Here is a 22,508-nt window from a genome sequence, read left to right as displayed (position 1 = left end):
GGCCGATCGGGCGCGACGGTGAACGCCGCGGGCCCGGCGCGCGTATCCCCCGGCGAAGGGGCGGGCCCGGGCGGGCCCGCGCGAGGACGCCGCCGAGGGGACGAGGACGCCGATGGGCAAGGGTTTCAGCATCCCGGCGGCCGTCCTGGGCGCGCTGCTCGCGCTGCTCACCGCGGCGGGGTGCGCCTCCGTGCCCGGCCGGGCGGCGAACGCGCCGATGGCGGTGTCCGGCGCCGGGTACGGCATCAGCGAGGCCGACATCCCCTACAACCTCACCGACGTCCTGTTCGCGCGGGAGATGATGCTGCACTACCGGCAGTCGGCCGCGTTGGCGCGGCTGGCCGGCGGGCGCGGCCGGGACGCGTACGTCAAGAGCCTCGCGGCGAGGATCCTCGCCGAGGAGCCGGCCAAGGCCGAGGTGCTGGCCGGGCGGCTGAGGGCGTGGGAGTTCCCGGTGCCCGACCCGAAGAACCCGCCCAAGCACGAGATGCCCGGCATGCTGTCCCCGGCGCAGTTGCTGCTGCTGGAGCGCGAGTCGGGCCCCGGCTTCGACCGGCTGTGGCTCACCACGCTGGCCCGGCACGCGCACTACGGCGTGCTGCTCGCCGACAAGGCCGAGGCCGAGGGCAAGGACCGCGCCACCGTGGACCTGGCGCGCACGGCCGCCGCGGCCCAGCGCGCCCAGGTGGAGGAGATCACCGCCCGCGTGTCCTGACACCGCCGGCGGCGCCCCGGACGTGTGATCATCCGGAGACGCGATCGTCCCGGACGCGTGATCGTCCCGTATAAGCGGTCGTCCCGGACGCGCGCTCGTCCCGGACGCGCGCTCGTCCCGGGCCCGCCCCGCGCGGCTCAGGCCAGGCGCACCGCGCCCCGGCCGGTGGCCAGCGGGAGGTCGAGCACGGTGCGGATGCCCGGCGGCGCCGCGCACACCGAGGCGATGGAGTTGACCGCGTGCGCGGCGGCCCCCGCCAGCCCGTGGGAGACCTCGTCAATGGTGATCATCATCTGCGGACGGCCCTCCATGTGGATGGCGAAGCCCGGCGTGGGCCATCGCTTCACCCGCGAGGCGTCCGACTTGTACACGCACTCCACCGTCATGAAGGGCCGGCCGCGGATGAGCCCGGTGAACACCCAGCGGGAGGCGCACACCGTGCCCGGCGGCACGACGCCGGCGTTGATCGTGAGCTCCTCGGTGGCCAGCTCGTACTCGTCGCTCTCCTCGACCTCGTCCAGGTCGACGCCGAGCGCGCCCGCGACGAGCTGGACGCTCTCGGAGAACAGCGCCCGCTGCACGCTGCGGAAGGGCCGCACCGCCGTGGCGTAGTCCTTGGGCGCGCGGCCGAAGCCGATCAGGTCCATGACGATCTGCCGCGACGGGTGGCCGACGAAGTCGGAGCACTCGCGCACGTAGATGTGGTCGAGCCGGGCGGAGAGGCCGGACAGGGCCAGCGGCAGCAGGTCGCTCATGAAGCCCGGGTTGATGCCCGTGCCGTACACGGAGGTGCCGCCCTCACGGCAGGCGGTCTCCAGGCGGTCGACCACCCCGCGCCCGTACACCTGGGGGTAGATGAAGCCGGTGGTGGTGATCACGTTCTTGCCGGAGGAGAGCAGCGCGCAGACGGTCTCCAGGTCGCTGGTGTAGTCGCCGCCGAAGTACGCGGCGGGCAGCGGCATGTGCAGCACGCAGTCGGCCTCGGCGGCGAGCACGCGGTCGACGTCGTCGTCGCAGAGCACGCCCGCCTCGTCGAGCCCCACCAGCGCCCCGGCGTCCAGGCCCACCTTGTCGGGGTCGTAGACGAGCACGGCGGAAAGCTGGAACTCCGGGCGGGTGATCAGGCTGCGCAACGCATAGCTTCCGACGGCGCCCGTGGCCCACTGGATGACACGGAGGGGCGGCTGTGCGCGCATGCTGGGCCTCCAGCCCGGGTTTCGGACGGGGCCATGGAAGGGGGGTCGACGCTGACCACGCCCATGCGGGGTGGAAACTATAGCAGTTCTTCTCCCGTCTGATCACTATCCGAAACCGCACAAGCGGCCGTCCTGTACCGGCCCCCGGCGGCGCGGTTATCGTGTGAGCTCCAGAATGATGTTCTCCTCGAAGGAGTGGGCGGCAGTGTCGGAGCTCAGGTTCGATGGGAAGGTCGCGATCGTCACGGGTGCCGGCCACGGTCTCGGCAGGTCGCACGCGTTGCTGCTCGCCGAGCGCGGCGCCAGGGTGGTCGTGAACGACCTGGGCGGGGCCCTGGACGGCACCGGGTCCTCCACGGGCCCGGCCGCGGAGGTCGCCGAGATGATCACCAAGAACGGCGGCGAGGCGCTGGCCAACGCCGACAGCGTCGCGACGCCCGAGGGCGCCGAGGCCGTGGTGCGTGCCGCGGTGGACACGTTCGGGCGGCTGGACATCCTCGTGAACAACGCGGGCATCCTGCGCGACAAGTCGTTCGGCAAGATGACGGTCGAGGAGTTCGACGCCGTGCTGGCCGTCCACGTCCGCGGGTCCTTCCTGATGAGCAGGGCCGCGTTCGGCCACATGAAGGAGCAGCGGTACGGCCGCATCGTGAACACCTCCTCGCCGGCCGGGCTGTTCGGCAACTTCGGCCAGGCCAACTACTCCACCGCCAAGATGGGCCTGGTCGGTCTGACCAAGACGCTCGGCATCGAGGGCGCCCGCGCCGGCATCAAGGCCAACGCCATCGCGCCGATCGCCTGGACGCGCATGACCGAGGCGCTGCTGCCCGCCGAGTTCGAGCAGCGGTTCACCGCCGACCGGGTGAGCCCCCTGGTGGCCTTCCTGGCACACGAGAGCTGCGAGACCAGCGGCGAGGTGTTCAGCGTCGGCGCGGGGCGGGTGTCGCGCGTGTTCGTGGCCGAGGGGCCGGGGTGGCGCACCGACGACCTCACCATGGAGTCGATCCGCGACAACTGGGACGCCATCTGCGCCGAGGAGCCGCACCTGACCCCCACCACCCTCGGCGAGCAGGCCAGCGCGTCCATGAAGGCGATGCTTTAGCCGGTCGCCTCACCGGCGGCGACGCCCGCCGGTGAGCATCCGCACAGGCTTTCGTTTATAACGGCGAAAGTTATGAATTGTCATCGAAAAGGGCTTCCCGGGGCGGCGGAAGTGAACTAGCTTCGGCCTCACATCACTCCGTTCCCGGAGGCCCTGTGAAGCGACTGCCCGTACGCCCCGAGAACGTGCATCAGGCCACCTTGCTGCGCCTGCTGCGCGACGGGGCCCGGTCGCGTGCCGAACTCGGTGACGACGTCGAGCTGTCGCGTTCCAAGCTGAACCTCGAACTCGACCGCCTCATCGAGCTGAGCCTGGTCCACCAGGCCGGGCTCGCCGCCTCGCGCGGCGGCCGGCGGTCGGGCATGGTGCGGCTGTCGCCCCACATGCGCTTCGCCGGCATCGACATCGGCGCCACCTCGGTGGACGTCGCGGTCACCGACGGCGAGCTGCGGGTCTGCGGGCACGTGAGCGAGGCGTGCGACGTACGACAGGGCCCCGTGGAGGTGCTGGGCAGGGCGATGGAGCTGCTCGGCAAGCTGCGCCAGCAGGGGCACTTCACCCAGTTGCACGGCGCCGGCATCGGGGTGCCCGGCCCGGTCAGCTTCAGGGAGGGCGTCCCCGTGGCGCCGCCGATCATGCCGGGCTGGGACCGCTATCCGGTCAAGGAGGCGGTCAGCCAGGAGCTCGGCTGCCCCGCCATGGTGGACAACGACGTCAACCTCATGGCCATGGGGGAGCTGCACGCCGGCCTGGCACGGCAGGTGGACGACTTCCTGCTCATCAAGATCGGCACCGGAATCGGCTGCGGCATCGTGGTCGACGGCAAGATCTACCGGGGCGTGTCGGGCAGCGCCGGCGACATCGGCCACATGCGGGTCGACGACCAGGGCCCCACGTGCACCTGCGGCAACACCGGGTGCCTGGAGGCCTACTTCGGCGGCGCCGCGCTGGCCAGGGAGGCGATGCGCATCGCCCCGCGCTCGGTCTACCTCGCCGAGCGCCTGGCCGTGGCGGGCCGGCTGACGGCCGAGGACGTCGCCGCGGCGGCGGTACTGGGCGACCCCGGGGCGATCCAGCTGATACGTGACGGGGGCCGGCAGGCCGGCCAGGTGCTCGCCAGCCTGGTCAGCTTCTTCAACCCCGGTCTGGTGATCATCGCCGGCGGCGTGGCGCGCCTGGGCCACGTCCTGCTCGCGGAGATCAGGAGCGTCGTCTACCGGCGGTCGCTTCCCCTGGCCACGGGCAACCTGCCCATCGTGCTCTCCGAGTTGGGGGACACCGCGGGTGTGATCGGGGGAGCCCGGCTCATCAGCGACCACGTGTTCTCCGCCCCATGACCCCGCATCCGTGAACGATCCGTCCCGCCCAACGACCCCGCCCCGCCGTCTTCGCGAGCGATTCGCCGCGTCCGCCCGCTGAACCCCCCATCCCCCATCCCGACAGCCCCCACTGCCCCCCGACCGCGCGTAGAACCACCACCGGAGGCCCCGTGAGCGACCTGCTCGTCATGCGAGGGATCGTCAAGCAGTTCCCCGGCGTGCGCGCCCTCGACGGCGTCGACCTCGACGTCCGCGCCGGCGAGGTCCACTGCCTGCTCGGCCAGAACGGCGCGGGCAAGTCCACGCTCATCAAGATCCTCGCGGGCGCGCACCGGCCGGACGAGGGCACCATCACCCTCGGCGGCGAGGAGGTGCGGTTCGCCAACCCGATCGCCGCCATCAAGTCGGGCATCTCGACCATCTACCAGGAGCTCGACCTGGTCGACGGCCTGTCGGTGGCCGAGAACATCTTCCTCGGCCACGAGCAGGCGGCCTACGGCTTCACCCGCCGCGGCGAGATGAACAAGGAGGCCTCCAAGCTGCTCGGGCGCCTCGGCCACGGCGAGATCCGCCCCACCAGGGAGGTGGGACGGCTCTCCTCTGCGGGGAAGCAGATCGTCAGCATGGCCCGCGCGCTCTCCCACGAGACGCGGCTGATCGTCATGGACGAGCCCTCGGCGGCCCTGGCCCACGACGAGGTGGGCAACCTGTTCCGGGTCATCAGGGACCTCACCGCCCAGGGCGTGGCGGTCGTGTACATCTCGCACCGGCTGGAGGAGATCCGCGAGATCGGCGACCGGGTCACCGTGCTCAAGGACGGCAGGACGGCGGCGGTCGGGCTCCCGGCCCGCGAGACGCCCACCTCCACGGTCGTCTCGCTGATGACCGGCCGCGACGTCGAGTACGTCTTCCCCCAGCGCCCCGCGCCCGGCTCCCACGAGGGCCGCCCCGAGGTGCTGAAGGTGGAGGGCCTGACGGTGGCCGGCCACTTCGCCGACGTCTCCTTCTCCGTGCGCGAGGGCGAGATCGTCGGCCTGGCCGGTCTGGTCGGCTCCGGGCGCTCGGAGATCGTCGAGGCCGTCTACGGCGCGCGCCGCCCCAGCACCGGGCGCGTCGTGCTCTCCGGCGAGACGGTGCGCACGGGAAGCACCACCAGGTCGGTCCGGCTGGGCATGGGGCTGGCGCCCGAGGAGCGCAAGTCGCAGGCCCTGCTGATGAACGAGAGCGTCGGCCGCAACATCACGATCGCCGGGCTCGGCAGGTACGCCAGGTTCGGGTGGGTCGACCGCCGCGCGGAGCGCGAGGCCGCCGACCGCCTGGTCAAGACGCTCGACATCCGGCCCCCCGACTCGCGCCGCCCGATCAGGACCCTGTCCGGCGGCAACCAGCAGAAGGCGGTCTTCGCCCGCTGGCTGGTGGAGGGCCGCAAGCTGCTGCTGCTCGACGAACCCACCCGGGGCGTCGACGTGGGCGCGCGGGCGGAGCTGTACGCGGTGATCCGGCGGCTCGCGGACGAGGGCGTGGGCGTGCTGCTGGTCTCCAGCGAGGTCCCCGAGGTCCTCGGCCTCGCCGATCGGGTCCTCGTGCTGCGCGAGGGCAAGGTCATCCACCAGTCGGACGCACGCGATCTCGACGAGTCACGCGTACTAGACATGATCATGGAAGGGAGCGCGTTGTGACGGACGCACGCGCGTCGGGCGGCGGCTCGCAGAGCACGCCTCCACCGGTCGACGAGCACGCCAGGGTCGAGGCGGCCCCGGGGAAGGGCGGCGGCCGGCCCAATGGGGCGGGCATCCTGGGACGGGTGGGCGAGGCCCGCCACCTCGGCCTGGTGGTGGCTCTGGTGCTGCTGGCCGTGGTGGGCCTGGTCACCACCCCGGGCAGCTTCGCCACCTCGTCGAACCTCGTCAGCATCCTGGCGCTGGCCTCGACGATCGGCGTCATCACCGTCGGCATGACCTTCGTCATCATCGGCGGCGGCATCGACCTGTCGGTCGGCGCCATCATGGCTCTGGCGTCGGTGTGGGCGACGACCCTCGCCACCCAGTCGTACGGGCCGTGGGTCATGTCGATCTGCGCCATCCTGGTCGGCACCGGCGCCGGGCTGCTCAACGGCTTCCTGATCTCCTACGGGAGGATGGTGCCGTTCATCGCCACGCTGGCGATGCTGGTCGCCGCCCGAGGGCTCGCCCAGCGCATGTCCGACCGCAGGACCCAGCTCGTCCAGCCGGACAACAACGCGATCGTCGAGCTGTCGACCACGCGGGTGCTGGGGCTGCCGCTGCTGGTGTACATCTTCGCGTTCGTGGTCATCATCGGGTGGATCGTGCTGAACCGCACGACCTTCGGCAGGCGCACCTACGCGGTGGGCGGCAACCCGGAGGCCGCCCGGCTGGCGGGCATCGACGTGCGGCGCCACACGATGATGCTGTACGCGCTGTCCGGCCTGTGTTGCGGCATCGCCGCGGTGATCATCATGGCCCGTACCACCACGGGCTCCAGCACCCACGGTGACCTCTACGAGCTGGACGCCATCGCCGCCGTCATCATCGGAGGCACGCTGCTCACCGGCGGCCGGGGCACGATCATCGGCTCGATCCTCGGACTGCTGATCTTCACGCTCATCACCAACCTGTTCATCCTGAACGGCCTCAACACCAGCGACCAGCTCATCGCCAAGGGGCTGATCATCGTGATCGCCGTTCTCCTCCAGCGCCGCAGCCTGGAGACACGAACCTGACCGGGCCCCGGGCCCGCGGCGCCCCCTCGGGGGACCGCGGGCCCGGGGCCCGAAAACCGGCCACGCCGCCGGGCCGCCGGCCCCGCGGTCCTGGCGTCCCTGCTCAAAAAACCCGGCTCGGCGGAGCGGCGCTCCGCCGAGGCCCGGTACCCCCCATGAAAAGAAGGAGACAGTCACCATGGAAAAGCGTGTCGCCAGGCGAGGATTCCTCGCCGGCGGAGCCGTTCTCGGCGCGGGGGCCCTGGTCACCGCCTGCACCGGCAACGAGCCCGCGGCCGCCCCGAGCGCGGCCGCCCCGCAGGCCGCGACGGCCGGCACCGACAACGACAAGGCCGGCACCTCGGTCGTCATCGGCTTCTCCGCTCCCGCCGCGGACCACGGCTGGATCGCGGCCATCGCCAAGAACGCCGAGACGCAGGCCAAGCAGTACACCGATGTCGAGTTCAAGCCGGTCGAGCCGACCAACGACATCAACCAGCAGATCTCCGCGGTCGAGTCGCTCATCGCCGCCAAGGTCGGCGCGCTGGTGATCCTCCCGAACGACGGCGAGCAGCTCAACCAGATCGGCCGCCGGGCCATGGACGCCGGCATCCCGGTGATCAACCTGGACCGCGTCTTCCCGGACAAGCTGTCGTACCGCACCTGGATCGGCGGCGACAACTACGGCATGGGCGTGGCCGCCGGCACCTACATCGGCAAGAAGCTCAAGGACGCGGGCGCGTCCAACCCGGTCATCCTGGAGATCCAGGGCATCGCGACCCTGCCGCTGACCCAGGACCGCAGCAAGGGCTTCGCCGACGCGCTCAAGACCTACGGCTTCAGCGTCACCGCGAAGCAGGACGCCAAGTTCACCGTCGAGTCGGGCACCGCGGTCGCCAGCAACCTGCTCCAGGCGCACGCGAAGATCGACGCCATCTGGAACCACGACGACGACCAGGGCATCGGCGTGCTCGCGGCGATCAAGGAAGCCAACCGCAGCGAGTTCTTCATGGTCGGCGGCGCGGGCTCGGCCAACGCCATGCGGGACATCCAGGCGGGCAGCGGCGTCCTGGAGGCCACGGTGACCTACAGCCCCACCATGGCGTCCTCCGCCATCAAGCTGGCCAGGCTGATCGCCCAGGGTAAGGGTATGAGCGACCTGGTCGAGAACCAGGTACCGCAGTCCATCACGCTCGCCTCGGAGACCATCACCAAGGAGAACGTGGCGCAGTACCTGCCGCTGGGCTTCGAATCCTGAATCGGGGGTTTATCCAATGAGTGACACCAGGCCGGCACTCGGGGTCGGGATGGTCGGATACGCGTTCATGGGGCGCGTCCATTCCCAGGCGTGGCGCAGCGCCGGCGCGTTCTTCGACCTGCCGGTCGTGCCGGCCATGGCCGTACTGTCCGGAAGGTCGCCGGACCGTACGGCCGCCGCCGCCGCCCAGATGGGCTGGGCGGCGGTGGAGACCGATTGGAAGGAGCTCATCAAGCGCGACGACGTGCACATCGTCGACATCTGCACGCCGGGCGACTCCCACGCGGAGATCGCCATCGCCGCGCTGGACGCGGGCAAGCACGTGCTGTGCGAGAAGCCGCTGGCCAACACCGTCGCCGAGGCCGAGGCCATGGCGAAGGCGGCCGAGCGGGCCGCCGGGCGCGGCGTGCGCAGCATGGTGGCCTTCAACTACCGCAGGGTGCCCGCGGTCTCGCTGGCCCAGCGCATGGTGGCCGAGGGCCGGCTGGGGGAGGTGCGGCACGTCCGCGCGCAGTACCTCCAGGACTGGATCGTCGACCCGGAGTTCCCGCTGGTGTGGCGGCTGCAGAAGGACAAGGCGGGGTCCGGGGCGCTGGGTGACATCGGCTCCCACATCGTGGACACCGCCGAGTTCGTCACCGGGCAGCGGCTGACGGGCGTCTCGGGCCTCACCGAGACCTTCGTCAAGGACCGCCCGGTCGCGGAGGACTCCGCGGGGCTGGCCGCGGCCGGCCACTCGGAGACGACGGGGACGGTCACCGTCGACGACGCGGCCGTGTTCATGGGCCGCCTGTCCGGCGGCGGGCTCGCGTCGTTCGAGGCGACCCGCTTCGCGACCGGCCGCAAGAACGCCATGCGCATCGAGGTCAACGGCTCCCTGGGCAGCCTGCACTTCGACTTCGAGTCGATGAACGAGCTGTGGTACCACGACCACACGATCCCCGCCGAGGACGCCGGGTTCCGGCGCATCCTGGTCACCGAGGCGGGCCACCCGTACGCGGGAGCGTGGTGGCCGCCGGGGCACGGGCTCGGGTACGAGCACACCTTCACCCACGAGGTGAAGGACTTCCTGGAGGCGATCGGCGCGGGCACCGACCCGGCGCCGTCGTTCGCCGACGGGCTGCGGGTGCAGCGGGTGCTGGCGGCGGTCCAGGAGAGCGCGGACAACGAGGCCCGCTGGACGCCCATCGCCGGTTGACCGCCGCACACCGCTCGTCAAGCATCTAACCCCGAGACCCTTGGGCCCGTAAGCACGAAGGAGTGGACATGACGCGACCGATCACCCTGTTCACCGGCCAGTGGGCCGACCTCCCGTTCGAGGAGGTCTGCCGCCTGGCCGGCGACTGGGGGTACGACGGCCTGGAGCTCGCCTGCTGGGGCGATCACTTCGAGGTCGACAAGGCGCTGTCGGACGACGACTACATCCCCCGCAAGCTGGAGATCCTCGACAAGCACGGCCTGAAGGTGTGGACCATCTCCAACCACCTCGTCGGGCAGGCCGTCTGCGACAGCCCCATCGACGAGCGCCACAAGGGCATCCTGCCGGCGCGCATCTGGGGCTCCGGAGACCCCGAGCAGGTGCGCCTCGCGGCCGCCGAGGAGATGAAGGACACCGCGCGCGCCGCCGCCAAGCTCGGCGTCAGCACGGTGGTCGGCTTCACCGGGTCGTCCATCTGGCACACCGTGGCGATGTTCCCGCCGGTCTCCCCGTCGATGATCGAGGCGGGCTACCAGGACTTCGCCGACCGGTGGAACCCGATCCTCGACGTGTTCGACGAGGTGGGGGTGCGCTTCGCCCACGAGGTGCACCCGAGCGAGATCGCCTACGACTACCACACGACCGTGCGCACCCTGGAGGCCATCGGCCACCGCCCCGCGTTCGGCCTCAACTGGGACCCCTCCCACATGGTGTGGCAGGAGCTCGACCCGGTGGGGTTCATCCTGGACTTCGCCGACCGCGTCTACCACGTGGACTGCAAGGACGCCAAGGTGCGCTCCGGCGACGGCCGGCGCGGCCGCCTGTCGTCCCACCTGCCCTGGGCCGACCTGCGCCGCGGCTGGGACTTCGTCTCCACCGGCAGGGGAGACGTGCCCTGGGAGGACTGCTTCCGCGCCCTCAACTCGATCGGCTACGACGGCCCGATCTCCATCGAGTGGGAGGACGCGGGCATGGACCGCCTGTCCGGCGCTCCCGAGGCCCTCGCCTTCGTGCGCGGCCTCAACGCCATCACCCCGCCCACGGCGTCCTTCGACGCGGCCTTCTCCTCCGACTGACCCGGCCGCCGTCTCCCTGACGGGCGGTCGCCAGCACCTGGCGGGTGCCGTGAGCTTCCCCCTCCGGCACCCGCCGGCCCGCCGGAAGGCGGGCGGTTGACTATGTGCGAGTACTCGTGTGAGAGTACTCGCATGAGTAGTACCCGTCTATTCGTTCTCGGCGCGCTCGCCAGGGGAGGGCCCATGCACGGCCATCAGATCCGGCAGACCGCGCAGACCGACCGCACCGAGCTGTGGACCGACATCAAGGTCGGCTCCCTGTACGGCGCACTGCACCGCATGGCGGCCGAAGGGGTGATCGAGGAGATACGCACCGAGCAGGAGGGGAACCTGCCCGCGCGCACCATCTACGGGATCACCGACGACGGCCGCCTGGAGCTGGCGTCCCTGCGCGACGCCGCGCTCCGCGACACCCGGCTGGCCACCGACCCGGTCGACCTCGCCCTGCAGCTCAGCCAGGACGTCCCCACCCCGGTGCTGACCGCCGCGGTCCGCGACCGGCTGGGCGCCCTGGCGGCCGAGCTGGCCCGGTGGGCGCGGCTGAGGGAGGTGGCCACGCCGCACCTCACGACGCTGGAGGCCCTGGGCTTCGACCACACGCTCATGCGGCTGGAGACCGAGGTGGCCTGGCACGAGAAGCTGCTCGCGGCGCTGCCCGTCCCGGAAGGCGCGGCCGGTGTGGACGGCGCGACCGGCGCGGAGGTGTCCGATGGCGCCTAAGGTGATCGTCGTGGGCGGCGGCATCGGCGGGCTGTGCCTGGCGCACGCGCTGCGCGGCGCGGGCGTCGCCGTCCGCGTGTACGAGCGCGACCGCGACCCGGACGACCCGGTGCGCGGGTACCGCATCCACGTCAACCAGATGGGCAGCAGGTCGCTGCGCCAGTGCCTGCCCGCGCCGCTGTGGGAGGCGTTCCTGGCCACCGCCGGGCACCCCGGGCCGGGCTTCCGGTTCCAGGACGAGCGGCTGCGCGAGCTGCTCTTCGTCGAAGAGGCGCTGATGAGCGGCGGCTCCACCGCCCCCGCCGACGTCCACCACGCGGCGAGCCGCGCCGCGCTGCGGCGGCTCCTGCTGGCGGGCCTGGACGGCGTGGTGCGCTTCGGCAAGGTCTTCGAGCGGTACGAGACCGAGCCGGACGGCCGCGTCACGGCGCGGTTCTCCGACGGCACCTCGGCCACCGGCGACCTGCTCGTGGGCGCCGACGGCGCGAACTCGGCGGTGCGCCGGCAGTACCTTCCCGGGCCCGGCAGGGTGGTCACCGACGCCGTCGGGTTCGGCGCCCGCCTGCCCCTCACCGAGGCGACAAGGAAGTGGGTGCCGGCCGGCTTCCAGGCGGGGCTGAACCTCGTCCTGCCGTCCCGGGGGTGCGCCATGTTCACCGCGTCGTTCACCGGGCGCCGCCAGGCCCTCGGCTACCAGGGCGCCGAACGGCTCGACCGCGACCTGGCCCCCTACGGGCTCGACCTGGCCTCGCTCACCGACGACCTGGAGGACTACGTCCTGCTCGCCGTCATCGCCCACAGGCGCGCCATCCCGCCCGGCGCGGCGGGCCTGGACGGCGAGGGGCTGAAGAGCCTCGTGGCGGGCATGACGCCCGGCTGGCACCCCGGCGTCCGCAGGATGGTCGCCGAGGCCGACCCCGCCACCGTGCAGCTCATGCCGTTCAAGACCTCGACCCCGGTGCCCGCGTGGCCGACCACCGCCGTCACGCTGCTCGGGGACGCGGTGCACAGCATGCCGCCCGTCATGGGGTTCGGCGCCAACGTCGCCATGCGCGACGCCGCCCTGCTGTCCAGCGTGATCGCCGCCGTCCACCGGGGCGAGGACACGCTGACGTCCGCCGTCCGGTCGTACGAGAAGGAGATGCTCGACTACGGGTTCGGCGCGGTGCGGACGGCCGGGCGCATGACCGACCTGCTCATCGCGGGCAGCCCTCTCGTGCGGAACGTGGCCAAGGGCTGGCTCCGCGCCTGCGCCGTCGCCGGCCCGCTGAAGCGCATGAGCTTCGGCACCCGCTGGACGGACGAGACGCGGCAGGAGCCGGAGCGGGTGGCCGCCCGCCTCGGCTGAGGCGGGCGCGGCCCCCGGGCGTGCCGGGGGCGTCCAGGGGAGGACGCCCCCGGCGGGCCTCAGTCGAACATGACGACCTGGCGCAGCACCTCGCCGCCCCGGAGCGCCGCCACGGCGTCGTTCAGGTCGGCCAGGCGGATCCTGGAGCTGATCATGCTCTCCAGGTCGAGCCTGCCGGCCTTCCACAGGCCGGCGAGGAACGGGAAGTCGCGCCGCACGTCGCTGCCGCCGTACAGCGAGCTGAGCAGGTTCTTGCCCTCGAACAGCAGGTTGAAGGCCGACAGCGGCACCACGTCGTCCGCCGCGCCCGCGCCGACCACGACCACGTCGCCGCCGCGGCGGGTGGCCTGCCAGGCGGCCATGATGGTGGCCGACCTGCCGACCGCCTCGAAGCCGTAGTCGAACCCCTGGCCCCCGGTCAGCGAGCCGATGGCCTCCATGAGCTGGTCGGGGACGCAGGTGTCCGTCGCGCCGACCTTCTTGGCCAGCGCGTGCTTGGACTCCAGCGGGTCGACCGCCAGGATCGTCGTGGCGCCGGACACCCGCGCGCCCTGGATCACCGACAGCCCGACGCCGCCGCACCCGATCACGACCGCGGTGGAGCCCGGCCTGACCTTCGCCGTGTTGATCGCGGCGCCCACGCCCGTGGTGATGCCGCAGCCGATCAGCGCCGCGACCTCGAACGGGACGTCGGGGTCGACCTTGATCGCGCCCTGCCAGGGCACCGCGATCTCCTCGGCCCACGTGCCGCACCCGGCCATGCCGTACGCCGGGGTGTCCGCGCCGTAGCGGAACCTGGCCAGCGTGAAGCTCTCCATGACGTAGGTCATGCAGAGGAACGGCTGGCCCCCGATGCAGTTGGGGCATGCCCCGCACGCCGGCGTCCAGTTGAGGATCACGTGGTCGCCCGGCTGGACGGTGCTCACGTGCTCACCCACCTCGACGACCACGCCGGCGCCCTCGTGACCGAGGATCACCGGCAGCGGCATGGGCAGGACGCCGGTCATCACCGACAGGTCCGAGTGGCACACACCCGTCGCCTTGACCTTCACCCGCACGTCGGTGGGACGCAGCGGGGTGAGGGTGAAGTCGTCGCGGATGTCGAGTTTCTCGTCGCCTACGGCGTGCAGCAGCGCGGCTCGCATGGGACCTCCTAGGGGCCCTACTCCTCCAGGGAGAGGGCGGCTTTGGGGCAGGACCTGACCGCGTGACGCACGCGGTCGAGCTCCTGCGGCGGGGGTTCGGGGAGAAGGACGTGCAGGTTGTCGTCGTCGTCCACTTCGAAGACTTCGGGAGCCAGGCCCATGCAGACGGCGTTGGCTTCGCAGACGTCGTAGTCGACCTTGATCCTCATCGGGGAGTGCCCTTCTCGCGTGAGTACGGATAAGTGCGAGATTAGGCGGAAGCGGGGGCTGCCATCTTGCGATGATCCCAAGAGACCACGCGTGTCGCCTCCACGGAGTAGGCGACCCGCTTACGGGCGGTGATCTCCACGTAGTCGCGAAGCTCGCCCGCGGCCTCGGCGCCGGCCATCCGCCCGGTGATCGCCATCCCGGCCTCCAGGACCTCCTCCGGCGCGTCGATCAGGCGCGCGGTGCCGTACACCAGCACGCCGCGCAGCTCGGAGTAGTCCTCCCCAGTCTCGATCAGGCAGCTCACGCGGGGGTCGCGCTCCATGTTGCGCGTCTTCTGCGCCTTGCCGTACGTCCAGAAGACGATGCGGCCGTCGACGAGCGCGTAGAACATGGTGACCATGTGGGGCGTGCCGTCGGGGTTGATCGTGCCGAGCTGCAGCTTGCGCGCGTCCCGCAGGAACGCCGCCACCTCAGGCTCGGACATCGCTATGCGAGCACGCTGGTTCACCTGCAAAGTAGAACATGTTCCACCAGGGCCGACAAGGGCCCCTGTAATGCTGTTCGGCCCCCTATGGATCTACGAACGGGGTCGGCGGTGGGCAGGTCGAGGAGGGGCGGGTAAGGTTCACCCGCATCGCCGTACATAAAGGAAAAATCATGACTGATGCGTCCTTACCGGCGGACCTGCGCTACGTGGCCGAGCGCGCGAAGGGGTTCATGCCGCGCGAGGAGGGGATGATCCTCTTCGACGTCGCACGCGCGTACGGTCCCCGCGGCCCCATCTGCGAGATCGGCAGCTACTGCGGCAAGTCCGCGATCTACCTCGGAGCCGCCGCCCGCATGACCGGCTCGGTAGTCTTCACCGTCGACCACCACCGGGGGTCGGAGGAGATCCAGCCCGGCTGGGCGCATCACGACCCCACCCTGATGGATCCCCGCTTCGGCAAGATGGACTCCCTGCCCTTCTTCCGCACGGCGATCGCCTCGGCCGGGCTGGAGGAGCACGTGATCGCGATCGTGGGCCGCTCCGCCACCGTCGCCCGCCACTGGAACACCCCGCTGGCGATGCTGTTCATCGACGGCGGCCACGCGGAGGACCCGGTCACCCAGGACTACGAGGGATGGTCGCCGCACGTCATGCCCGGGGGAGCCCTGGTCTTCCACGACATCTACCCCGACCCCAAGCAGGGCGGCCAGGCCCCGTACCGCGTCTACCAGCGGGCGCTGGCCTCGGGCGCCTTCCGGGAGGTGCGCGCGGAGGGCTCCATCCGCGTCATGGAGCGCGTGGAACCCTCCGGCGGCTGAGCCGGGCGTAAGGCGTCGAAGGCTGACGCCGGGGTTTGCCGTGCCGGGGTACCGGGGATCGCGTCCTTCGTACCCGCCGCGCGACCAGGGGAAGCGCCATGGCACCGCCGTTCCCGCCGTTCACCCGTGAGAGCGCCCTCGAGAAGGTCCGGCTGGCCGAGGACGCCTGGAACAGCCGGGATCCCGAGACGGTGGCCGGGGGGTACACGCTGGACTCCCGGTGGCGCAACCGGGCGGAGTTCGTCCGGGGGCGGGACGCGATCGTCGCCTTCCTCGCGCGCAAGTGGGTCAGGGAGCTGAACTACCGGCTGATCAAGGAGCTGTGGGCGTTCGAGGGGAACCGGATCGCCGTCCGCTTCGCCTATGAGTGCCACGACGACTCCGGCAACTGGTTCCGTTCGTACGGCAACGAGAACTGGGAGTTCACCGAGGACGGGCTCATGCCGGCCAGGCACGCCTGCATCAACGACCTGCCCATCGCGGCGGCCGACCGCGCCTACCACTGGCCGCTAGGGCGGCGCCCCGACGGCCATCCCGGACTGAGCGACCTCGGCTTCTAGTCTCACGGCGCGGAAACACGGTGGCACCGGGCCACGCCGGCGCGCCTGACGCGCGAGCCGTGGCGCGGGGGCGCCGGACGAGGGGCAGCCGCCCGGCCGGTCACCCGGCCGGGCGGCTCGTGGTCACACGGTGATGACGAGCTTGCCGCGCGCGTGCCCGTCGCTCAGGTAGCGGATGGCGTCGGGCACCTCCACCAGCGGGTACGTCCTGTCGACGGCGGGGGTGACCTTCCCGGCCTCGATCAGCTCGGTCAGGTGCCGCAGGTCCTCCTCCCGCACCGTCGCGAACACGCCCCGCAGGTCGTGGCCGATGAACGGCGACATCACCAGCGCGCGCAGGGTGCGCAGGACCGCGCCGCCGACCCACATGCCGGAGTCCTCGCCGCCGACCATGACCAGGGTGCCCTTGGGCGTGAGGGCGCGCCGCAGGTGCGCCAGCGGGCGGACGCCCCCGATGTCCAGGATGAGGTCGTAGCGTGCCGGCCGGTCCGCGAAGTCCTCGCGCGAGTAGTCGATGACCTCGTCCGCGCCGATCGAGCGCACCAGGCCGGTCTTGGCCGTGCCGCACACGCCGGTGACGTGCGCCCCGAGCGCCTTGGCGATCTGCACCGCGAACGTCCCCACGCCGCCCGACGCGCCGATCACCAGCACCCGCTGCCCGTGGGCCAGGCGCCCCGCGCGCAGCCCCTGCAGGGCGGTGCAGGCCGACACCGGGACGGCCGCCGCCTGCTCGAAGGTGAGGTTCGCCGGCTTGGCCGCCAGCCTGCCCTGCTTCGCGCACGCGAACTCGGCGAAGGAGCCGCCGCAGGAGCCGAAGACCTCGTCGCCGGGCTTGAACCGGGTCACGCCCGCGCCGACGGCCTCCACCCGCCCGGCGACGTCCGAGCCGGGACGCGCCTTGGGCGCGCGGAGCCCGAAGCCCATGACGCGCATGAGGTAGGGCGTGCCGGTCATGGAGTGCCGGACGCCCTGGTCGACGCCTGCCGCGCGCACCTGTAACAGCACCTCGTCGTCCCCGGGAACCGGGGTGTCGACGTCTCTGAGCCGGAGGACGTCGGCTGAGCCGTAGGTGTCCTGGACGATCGCCTTCATGATGGTCTCCTGTGATCGTGGGGCGGGGGCCGGGGGCCCCGCGCGGGGGACGCGGAGGCGGTCACGCCTCGGCGTCGGGGTACTGGAAAACCTCGTCGAGCGAGACGCCGAACACCCGGGCGATCTGGAACGCCATCTCCAGGGAAGGCGAGTAACGGCCCTGCTCGATGGCGATGACGGTCTGGCGGGTCACGCCGAGCCGGTCGGCCAGCGCGGCCTGCGTCATCTCCCCGCACGTGAAGCGCAGGACGCGGATCCTGTTGGTGACCCTGGTCGCCATCACCGCTGGAAGCCCCGGCGGTAGGCGGCGACCTTCGCGATGGACTGGAGGATGGCCGACAGGACGAAACCCAGGTACATGGCGTTGGCGATCCAGAAGTGCGGCAGCCGCGCCATCGCCATGACCAACGCCGCGACGCCGCCGATGACGACGAACGACTGCCCGATGAACCCGCCGAACCGATGGATCTCCCGGTCGCGCTCGTCCTTCCTGCCGGCGTCCCGGGGCGAGGCGATGCCCAGCGCCATGTTCAGCACGATCGAGACGGCGATGGCGCCGCCCACGCTCCACAGCAGCGGAGCCTGGTACGGCACCTCGGCGAGCGGCGTGTCTCCGGCACGCCCCAGGACGACGGCGACGTAGACGGCGTACGCGACGATCGCGACCACGCCTAAGATCCACGCGCGCTTCTCTTCGGGTGCCATACCGTGAATGTAAAGCAACGCGGACATGATGTCTACTTTTCTTTACATCTCCCGGTGCGAGACGAGAACGCGGGACGGAGCGCCGCCCGGAGTCAGCGGGCGGACTCCAGGGCGTCGACCAGCCTCTTGGGCGCGGTCAGGCACCAGGCCTCGGTGACGAGCTCGCGCAGCTCCTCGGGATCGACCCGGTCGAGGTGGACGACGACCCAGCCGAAGCGGCCGGAGGTGTACTGCTTCTCGAAGACGTCGGGCCGCTCGGCCACCAGGGCGATCTGCTCCTCGATGGTGGCCTTGAGGCCGACGGTGGCGGTGCGCTCCCACAGGTAGCCGAAGCCCTTGCCGCGCACCTTGATGCCCGTCCACTCGGGGCCCTCGTGCTGCGTGACCTCCGGGAGGCTCGTCACCATGGCCAGGAAGTCGTCGATGCTCACACCCATGGCCCACGTCTACCAGGGCGGTACGACATTCCGGTCACGCCGCTACGACGCGGCGGGCCTCGGCGCGATGGCCAGGCCCGCCACGGTGACCGCCAGGGCGGCCACCACGTACAGGGAGACGGCGGTCGTGCTGCCGAAGCGGTCGAGCAGGACGATGGCGACGATCGGGGCGAGCGCGCCGCCCGCCACCCCGGCGAGCTGGTAGCCGAGCGAGGTGCCGCTGTAGCGCACGCGCGTGGCGAACAGCTCGGCGATGAACGCCGCCTGGGGGCCGTACATGGCGGCGTGGAACAGCAGGGCGACGCCCACCGCCAGCACGATGGCGGGGAAGCTCCCCTGGTCGAGCAGCGGGAAGAACACGAAGGCCCAGACGGCCGCGCCGGCCGCGCCCGCCAGCGGGACGACGCGGCGTCCGGCGCGGTCGGAGAGGTGGCCGAAGAGCGGGATCAGCACGAGCTGGGCGGCCGAGGCGATCGAGAGCGCGCTCAGGCCGGTGTTCCGCGAGACGCCCACGGTGCCGGTCAGGTAGGTGAGCACGTACAGGGTGAAGACGTAGAACGCGACGTCCACCCCGATGCGCGCGCAGAACGCCGCCGCCAGGGCGCGGGGGTGGGTGCGGACGACCTCGGCCAGCGGCCTGCGCGAGCGCGCCGCCACCTCGGTGAACAACGGGGACTCGGCGATGCCGGCCCGGATCCAGAGGCCGACCAGGGCGAGCAGCCCGGAGAGCAGGAACGGGACCCGCCAGCCCCAGGTCAGGAACGCGTCGTCCGACAGCGCCAGCTCGCCCAGCGCGAGCGCCCCGGCCGCCAGCAGGTTCCCGGCGGGCACGCCGGCCTGCACCCAGCTCGCGTCCAGGCCGCGCCGGTCGGGGCGGCCGTGCTCCATCGACAGCAGCACCGCGCCGCCCCACTGCCCGCCGAGGCTCAGGCCCTGCACGAAGCGCAGCACGACCAGCAGCACGGGCGCGGCCACGCCGATGGTCGCGTAGGTGGGCAGCAGGCCGATGAGGAACGTGCCCATCCCCATCACCAGCAGCGTGACCGCCAGCACGTTCCTGCGGCCCACCCGGTCGCCGAAGTGGCCGAACAGCACGCCGCCGATCGGCCGGGCGACGAAGCCGGCCCCGTAGGTGGCGAAGGCCAGCAGCGTGCCGGTCAGCGGGTCGGCGCCGGGGAAGAACAGCCGGCCGAAGACGAGCGCGGCGGCGGTGCCGTACAGGAAGAAGTCGTACCACTCCAGCGACGTGCCGAGCAGGCAGGCCAGGACGACCTTGCGCGACCGCGCGGCCGTCGTCATGCCCGCCGCTCCCGCCGCTCCCGCCGGGGCGCGCCGGAGGCCGCCGTCATTCGCAGCCCTCGAAGCGCGGCACGTGGACGGACGTCAGGTCCAGGCCGGTGCCGTCGAACCACTTGGCGATCAGGCGGGCGGCCGTGCCGTCCTGGTACATGTCGGTGATCGCGCGGTTGATCGCCTCGCAGCCGTCCAGGTCGCCCTTGCGGATGCCGACGCCGGTGCGCTGCTCGTTGAAGCGCGCGTTCACCAGGCGCAGCCGGCCCTTCTCGCGGGCGGCCAGGCCGGCGAGGATGACGTCGTTGGTGGTGATCGCGTCGAGCTCGCCCTCCTTGAGCAGGGCCACGCAGCGGTCGTAGTCGGCGGCCGGGACGAGCCGGGCCTTGACCCCGCGCTCCTCCACGACCCGCTCGGCCGCGTTGGACCCCTCGACGGCGCAGATGCCCTTCCCCTCCAGGTCGCGCACGCCGGCGATCCCCTCACGGTCGGCGCGCACCATGATGTCCTGGTAGGAGACGTGGTACGGGCCCGCGAAGGCGACCCGCGACTTGCGTTCCTGGGTGACGGAGAACGTGGCGAGCACCAGGTCGGCCCGCCCGTCGAGCAGCACCCGCTCGCGCTCGGCGGCGAGGACGGGGATCAGGCGGATGCCCGCCCCGAGCTTGCGCACCAGGTATCGGGCGACGTCGACGTCGTAACCCTCGAAGCCGCCGTCGGGCAGGCGCAGGCCGAGCCCCGGCAGGTCGGGCCGTACGCCGACCACCACGGTCCGCTTTCCCGCGACCGACTCGCGCTCGGGCGCGCCGCAGGCCCCCGCGAGCAGGACGGCCAGCGCGACGGCCGCCGGCAGCGCGCGCACGGACATGCCCTCCCCCTCTCAGCGGTACTCGTCGAGCCGCGGCCAGATGCCGGCGACGACCAGCACGGCGATGGACACCATCGCCACCGGCAGCAGGAACCACAGGTCGGCCAGGGCGTCCTCGCCCCGCGCGATCGACCGCTCGAAGGAGGTGCGGTGCTGCCCGGCCAGGTCCAGCAGCGTCGCGTCGTAGCGGTCGAAGTCCGAGGTCAGCGGGCCGAGCAGCACGCTCAGGGCCTGCCCGGTCTCGCCGCCGGAGGCCCGGCGGCGCAGGTCGGCGTCCGACCGCTGGAGACGGTCGTAGGCGGCGAGCACGGGCCGCGTCCCGGACGCGTCCCGCATGGCCAGGGCGGAGCCGAGGAACCCGGCGAACGCGGGCCGCCGCCCGCCCTCGGGCGCGGCGGCGGCCGCGGCCACCCGCTCGTGGTAGGCGTGCACGCTGGTCGCCTCCAGGTACAGCACCGACTGCGCGGCGTCCAGGTAGGTGTGCTCGTAGGTGTCGGCGCGCTCGGGGTCGAGCAGGTAGCGGGTCTGGTCGGCGTGCATGCCGTTGCCGATGGCGCGCGCCCTCGCCAGCAGCAGCACCGCGTCGAACCCGTCGCGCTTGGCGGCGACCAGGGCGTCCGCCTCGCGGGCCGAGACGTGCAGGCCGGTGAGGACGTACATCGCGGTGACGGCCGAGGCGAGCACGAGCGCGGGGCCGAACAGCCGCCGGAACCGCCGGGCCAGGTACACCTGCAGCGCCACCAGGCAGCCCAACGCCAGCACGCCGGCGGCGGCCACGACCGCGCGCCCGGTGGTGAGGGAGGAGCGGGTCTCGTCGTGCACCCGCCGGACGGTCGTGCCGCTCTCCAGGGTGAGGTTGTACGCCTGGGGGAGCAGCTCCTCGCGCATCAGGTCGGTGGCGGCGCGGTAGGTCCGCAGCACCCGCTCCGGAGGCGGGCCGGCGTCGTACCCCGCCTGTTCGGCCAGCAGCAGGGCCCGCGCGGCCGTCCGCTCGTACCGGCCGAGCCCGTCCAGGACGGCCTGGACCGTCCGGCCCTCCCGGGCGTCGTCGCCGGCGAGCGCGGAGGCCCTCAGCAGCGCGCGCCCGGCCTCGGTGCGGCTGCGCTCGTACCGCAGGAGCGCCTCGGCGCGCCGCTCATCGCGCCCGCCGCCCATCAGCAGCAGGAGTGCGACCTGGCCGTCCATGTCGCTCAGGGCCAGGTACAGCCCCGCGGTGGCCACCACCTGCGGCCCCGCGTCGTGGCCGATGGCGCGCAGTCCGGTGCGGGCGCCCTGGGTGATGACGGCGAGCGTGGCGAACAGCAGCACCAGCGCGGCCACCGTGACGCCGGAGATGAGCCGGATGCGCGCGGGCACCGCGCCGCCCCTCGCCTGCCCGCCGGGCCCCGCGCGAGCCGGGCCCCGGAGGACCGGCCGGGCCCTTGACGTCGTCGTCAAAGGCCTTGCACCTCCCGTATAGGACGAACGCGAAGAAACCCGACGCTTGCCTATCAGTGCGATATGCCGCCATTAAGGAGGCTCGCGAGATGGGTGTCAAGCGATCTACGAGGCCGCGTTCCGCCGCTTCCCGGGCACCCGGGGCGCTCGCTCAGCCGGGGATCCCCAGCGCGCCGCAGGCGGCGTCCACGGCGGCCGGGCGCAGCTCGTCGGCGGGCAGATGGGCGAACATGACGGTGCAGTCGGCCAGCCCTCCGACGGCCACCACGGCGCGCGCCTGGTCGGCGAGCGCGGGCGCCGGCCCCACCAGCAGCGTCACCAGCCGCTGCCGCCAGCCGGCGGTCCTGGACGCCAGGTCGAGGTAGGCCAGCGCGCTCAGCTCGCGCACGACCAGCAGCGTGACCTCGCGCTGCTGGTAGTACAGGTCGAAGTACCTCTCCAGCAGCCGCCGCGGGTCGACCCGCCCGGCGGACTCCTGCTCGGCCAGCAGCTCCTCGACCTGGTCGATCAGCGGCTGCACGAGGCTGCGGACGAGGTCCTCCCTCGACGCGAAGTGGTAGTAGAGCGCGGGCTTGGTGATGCCGAGCCGGTCGGCGATCTCGCGCAGGGACGTCTGCTGGATGCCCTGGGCGCCGAACAGCTCCAGGGCGGCCGCCTGGATGCGTTCCCTCGTGCCGCTCGGTCTCCTCGGCATCGTCCCTCCGTCGGCCCGGCCCGTCGTGGAGCCCGCGCGCCGGTGATCCGGCTGGCGGTCCGGGCGTCGCCGAGTTTACTGACTTACCGGTGAGTAAGTACTTGAGGCGGCCCG

24 protein-coding genes are annotated in these 22,508 nt (G+C 72.1%); 12 read left to right on the top strand and 12 right to left on the bottom strand.

Features of this window, described 5'->3' with window-relative positions; genetic code table 11:
• The first annotated feature begins 112 nt into the window (after positions 1-112).
• A complete protein-coding gene (locus PYR91_RS20165; RefSeq protein ID WP_279781661.1) occupies positions 113-715 on the top strand; it encodes a DUF305 domain-containing protein in 603 nt (200 codons plus the stop codon).
• 137 nt (positions 716-852) lie between these two features.
• Here the strand turns inward: PYR91_RS20165 and PYR91_RS20160 are convergent, their stop codons facing one another.
• Positions 853-1,911: a dihydrodipicolinate reductase gene (locus PYR91_RS20160; RefSeq protein ID WP_279781660.1), complete on the bottom strand. Its 1,059-nt coding sequence runs from the start codon at positions 1,909-1,911 to the stop codon at positions 853-855.
• Positions 1,912-2,116: 205 nt separating this feature from the next.
• Between PYR91_RS20160 and PYR91_RS20155 the strand changes: the two genes are divergently transcribed.
• The 9 genes from PYR91_RS20155 to PYR91_RS20115 all read left to right on the top strand — a co-directional run bounded on the left by PYR91_RS20155 (position 2,117) and on the right by PYR91_RS20115 (position 12,651).
• Entirely contained in the window at positions 2,117-3,013 is an 897-nt protein-coding gene (locus tag PYR91_RS20155) for an SDR family oxidoreductase (RefSeq protein ID WP_279781659.1), read from the top strand.
• 155 nt (positions 3,014-3,168) lie between these two features.
• Complete coding sequence (locus PYR91_RS20150) at positions 3,169-4,350, top strand: ROK family transcriptional regulator (RefSeq protein ID WP_279781657.1); 1,182 nt, start codon at positions 3,169-3,171, stop codon at positions 4,348-4,350.
• Between the two features lie 152 nt (positions 4,351-4,502).
• The gene (locus tag PYR91_RS20145) at positions 4,503-6,011 is read left to right on the top strand and encodes a sugar ABC transporter ATP-binding protein (RefSeq protein ID WP_279781655.1); all 1,509 of its coding nucleotides are present in this window, start codon (positions 4,503-4,505) and stop codon (positions 6,009-6,011) included.
• Positions 6,008-7,072, top strand: a complete 1,065-nt coding sequence (locus tag PYR91_RS20140; RefSeq protein WP_279781653.1) for an ABC transporter permease — start codon at positions 6,008-6,010, stop codon at positions 7,070-7,072. Before PYR91_RS20145 ends, PYR91_RS20140 begins: the two co-directional genes overlap by 4 nt.
• Before the next feature lie 178 nt (positions 7,073-7,250).
• Complete coding sequence (locus tag PYR91_RS20135) at positions 7,251-8,309, top strand: ABC transporter substrate-binding protein (RefSeq protein ID WP_279781652.1); 1,059 nt, start codon at positions 7,251-7,253, stop codon at positions 8,307-8,309.
• A gap of 16 nt (positions 8,310-8,325) precedes the next feature.
• Complete coding sequence (locus tag PYR91_RS20130; protein ID WP_279781651.1) at positions 8,326-9,507, top strand: Gfo/Idh/MocA family oxidoreductase; 1,182 nt, start codon at positions 8,326-8,328, stop codon at positions 9,505-9,507.
• 68 nt (positions 9,508-9,575) lie between these two features.
• Entirely contained in the window at positions 9,576-10,583 is a 1,008-nt protein-coding gene (locus PYR91_RS20125) for a sugar phosphate isomerase/epimerase (RefSeq protein ID WP_279781649.1), read from the top strand.
• A gap of 102 nt (positions 10,584-10,685) precedes the next feature.
• Positions 10,686-11,303: a PadR family transcriptional regulator gene (locus tag PYR91_RS20120; RefSeq protein WP_347943331.1), complete on the top strand. Its 618-nt coding sequence runs from the start codon at positions 10,686-10,688 to the stop codon at positions 11,301-11,303.
• On the top strand, positions 11,293-12,651 hold the full coding sequence (locus PYR91_RS20115; RefSeq protein ID WP_279781645.1) for an NAD(P)/FAD-dependent oxidoreductase: 1,359 nt from the start codon (positions 11,293-11,295) through the stop codon (positions 12,649-12,651). Before PYR91_RS20120 ends, PYR91_RS20115 begins: the two co-directional genes overlap by 11 nt.
• 59 nt (positions 12,652-12,710) lie before the next feature.
• On the opposite strand, the gene PYR91_RS20110 is transcribed toward PYR91_RS20115, so the two are convergent.
• The 3 genes from PYR91_RS20110 to PYR91_RS20100 are packed head-to-tail and all read right to left on the bottom strand — an operon-like array spanning position 12,711 to position 14,514.
• Positions 12,711-13,796: an alcohol dehydrogenase catalytic domain-containing protein gene (locus PYR91_RS20110; RefSeq protein ID WP_279781643.1), complete on the bottom strand. Its 1,086-nt coding sequence runs from the start codon at positions 13,794-13,796 to the stop codon at positions 12,711-12,713.
• Between the two features lie 17 nt (positions 13,797-13,813).
• Complete coding sequence (locus tag PYR91_RS20105; RefSeq protein ID WP_279781641.1) at positions 13,814-14,005, bottom strand: ferredoxin; 192 nt, start codon at positions 14,003-14,005, stop codon at positions 13,814-13,816.
• 41 nt (positions 14,006-14,046) lie between these two features.
• Positions 14,047-14,514: a pyridoxamine 5'-phosphate oxidase family protein gene (locus PYR91_RS20100; RefSeq protein ID WP_279781639.1), complete on the bottom strand. Its 468-nt coding sequence runs from the start codon at positions 14,512-14,514 to the stop codon at positions 14,047-14,049.
• Between the two features lie 149 nt (positions 14,515-14,663).
• On the opposite strand from PYR91_RS20100, the gene PYR91_RS20095 reads away from it, so the two are divergent.
• The gene (locus PYR91_RS20095) at positions 14,664-15,311 is read left to right on the top strand and encodes a class I SAM-dependent methyltransferase (RefSeq protein ID WP_279781638.1); all 648 of its coding nucleotides are present in this window, start codon (positions 14,664-14,666) and stop codon (positions 15,309-15,311) included.
• A 98-nt stretch (positions 15,312-15,409) separates the two neighbouring features.
• Positions 15,410-15,871 (top strand): nuclear transport factor 2 family protein, encoded by a 462-nt coding sequence (locus PYR91_RS20090; RefSeq protein ID WP_279781637.1) that lies wholly within the window; start codon positions 15,410-15,412, stop codon positions 15,869-15,871.
• A 123-nt stretch (positions 15,872-15,994) separates the two neighbouring features.
• Here PYR91_RS20090 and PYR91_RS20085 read toward each other — a convergent pair whose 3' ends face one another.
• The 8 genes from PYR91_RS20085 to PYR91_RS20050 form a co-directional block, all read right to left on the bottom strand.
• Positions 15,995-16,963 carry an NAD(P)-dependent alcohol dehydrogenase gene (locus PYR91_RS20085; protein WP_279781635.1) on the bottom strand — a complete coding sequence of 323 codons (969 nt, stop codon included), beginning with the start codon at positions 16,961-16,963 and terminating at the stop codon, positions 15,995-15,997.
• Between the two features lie 61 nt (positions 16,964-17,024).
• A complete protein-coding gene (locus tag PYR91_RS20080) occupies positions 17,025-17,243 on the bottom strand; it encodes a helix-turn-helix transcriptional regulator (RefSeq protein ID WP_279781633.1) in 219 nt (72 codons plus the stop codon).
• Positions 17,243-17,668: a hypothetical protein gene (locus tag PYR91_RS20075; RefSeq protein ID WP_279781631.1), complete on the bottom strand. Its 426-nt coding sequence runs from the start codon at positions 17,666-17,668 to the stop codon at positions 17,243-17,245. The genes PYR91_RS20080 and PYR91_RS20075 overlap by 1 nt, the downstream gene beginning before the upstream one ends.
• Positions 17,669-17,760: 92 nt before the next feature.
• Positions 17,761-18,105 (bottom strand): MmcQ/YjbR family DNA-binding protein, encoded by a 345-nt coding sequence (locus tag PYR91_RS20070; RefSeq protein WP_279781629.1) that lies wholly within the window; start codon positions 18,103-18,105, stop codon positions 17,761-17,763.
• A gap of 42 nt (positions 18,106-18,147) precedes the next feature.
• On the bottom strand, positions 18,148-19,404 hold the full coding sequence (locus tag PYR91_RS20065; RefSeq protein WP_279781628.1) for an MFS transporter: 1,257 nt from the start codon (positions 19,402-19,404) through the stop codon (positions 18,148-18,150).
• Positions 19,405-19,450: 46 nt separating this feature from the next.
• On the bottom strand, positions 19,451-20,263 hold the full coding sequence (locus PYR91_RS20060) for a transporter substrate-binding domain-containing protein (RefSeq protein WP_279781626.1): 813 nt from the start codon (positions 20,261-20,263) through the stop codon (positions 19,451-19,453).
• Positions 20,264-20,275: 12 nt separating this feature from the next.
• Positions 20,276-21,619, bottom strand: a complete 1,344-nt coding sequence (locus PYR91_RS20055) for a hypothetical protein (RefSeq protein WP_279781623.1) — start codon at positions 21,617-21,619, stop codon at positions 20,276-20,278.
• Between the two features lie 232 nt (positions 21,620-21,851).
• A complete protein-coding gene (locus PYR91_RS20050) occupies positions 21,852-22,394 on the bottom strand; it encodes a TetR/AcrR family transcriptional regulator (protein WP_279781621.1) in 543 nt (180 codons plus the stop codon).
• Positions 22,395-22,508: the final 114 nt, after the last annotated feature.

Source organism: Sphaerisporangium sp. TRM90804, assembly GCF_029846175.1.
In the GTDB taxonomy this organism is placed as follows: Bacteria; Actinomycetota; Actinomycetes; order Streptosporangiales; family Streptosporangiaceae; genus Sphaerisporangium.
This window is presented reverse-complemented; position numbering and strand designations above follow the sequence as displayed.

What these genes read in the sequence shown, in the direction of transcription:
- PYR91_RS20070 (WP_279781629.1), bottom strand. Translation starts at nt 18,105, where the DNA reads ATGGGTGTGAGCATCGACGACTTCCTGGCCATGGTGACGAGCCTCCCG.
- PYR91_RS20085 (WP_279781635.1), bottom strand. Translation starts at nt 16,963, where the DNA reads ATGAAGGCGATCGTCCAGGACACCTACGGCTCAGCCGACGTCCTCCGG.
- PYR91_RS20090 (WP_279781637.1), top strand. Translation starts at nt 15,410, where the DNA reads ATGGCACCGCCGTTCCCGCCGTTCACCCGTGAGAGCGCCCTCGAGAAG.
- PYR91_RS20095 (WP_279781638.1), top strand. Translation starts at nt 14,664, where the DNA reads ATGACTGATGCGTCCTTACCGGCGGACCTGCGCTACGTGGCCGAGCGC.
- PYR91_RS20165 (WP_279781661.1), top strand. Translation starts at nt 113, where the DNA reads ATGGGCAAGGGTTTCAGCATCCCGGCGGCCGTCCTGGGCGCGCTGCTC.
- PYR91_RS20080 (WP_279781633.1), bottom strand. Translation starts at nt 17,243, where the DNA reads ATGGCGACCAGGGTCACCAACAGGATCCGCGTCCTGCGCTTCACGTGC.
- PYR91_RS20060 (WP_279781626.1), bottom strand. Translation starts at nt 20,263, where the DNA reads ATGTCCGTGCGCGCGCTGCCGGCGGCCGTCGCGCTGGCCGTCCTGCTC.
- PYR91_RS20115 (WP_279781645.1), top strand. Translation starts at nt 11,293, where the DNA reads ATGGCGCCTAAGGTGATCGTCGTGGGCGGCGGCATCGGCGGGCTGTGC.
- PYR91_RS20135 (WP_279781652.1), top strand. Translation starts at nt 7,251, where the DNA reads ATGGAAAAGCGTGTCGCCAGGCGAGGATTCCTCGCCGGCGGAGCCGTT.
- PYR91_RS20075 (WP_279781631.1), bottom strand. Translation starts at nt 17,668, where the DNA reads ATGGCACCCGAAGAGAAGCGCGCGTGGATCTTAGGCGTGGTCGCGATC.
- PYR91_RS20125 (WP_279781649.1), top strand. Translation starts at nt 9,576, where the DNA reads ATGACGCGACCGATCACCCTGTTCACCGGCCAGTGGGCCGACCTCCCG.
- PYR91_RS20050 (WP_279781621.1), bottom strand. Translation starts at nt 22,394, where the DNA reads ATGCCGAGGAGACCGAGCGGCACGAGGGAACGCATCCAGGCGGCCGCC.
- PYR91_RS20130 (WP_279781651.1), top strand. Translation starts at nt 8,326, where the DNA reads ATGAGTGACACCAGGCCGGCACTCGGGGTCGGGATGGTCGGATACGCG.
- PYR91_RS20110 (WP_279781643.1), bottom strand. Translation starts at nt 13,796, where the DNA reads ATGCGAGCCGCGCTGCTGCACGCCGTAGGCGACGAGAAACTCGACATC.
- PYR91_RS20160 (WP_279781660.1), bottom strand. Translation starts at nt 1,911, where the DNA reads ATGCGCGCACAGCCGCCCCTCCGTGTCATCCAGTGGGCCACGGGCGCC.
- PYR91_RS20065 (WP_279781628.1), bottom strand. Translation starts at nt 19,404, where the DNA reads ATGACGACGGCCGCGCGGTCGCGCAAGGTCGTCCTGGCCTGCCTGCTC.
- PYR91_RS20105 (WP_279781641.1), bottom strand. Translation starts at nt 14,005, where the DNA reads ATGAGGATCAAGGTCGACTACGACGTCTGCGAAGCCAACGCCGTCTGC.
- PYR91_RS20120 (WP_347943331.1), top strand. Translation starts at nt 10,686, where the DNA reads ATGTGCGAGTACTCGTGTGAGAGTACTCGCATGAGTAGTACCCGTCTA.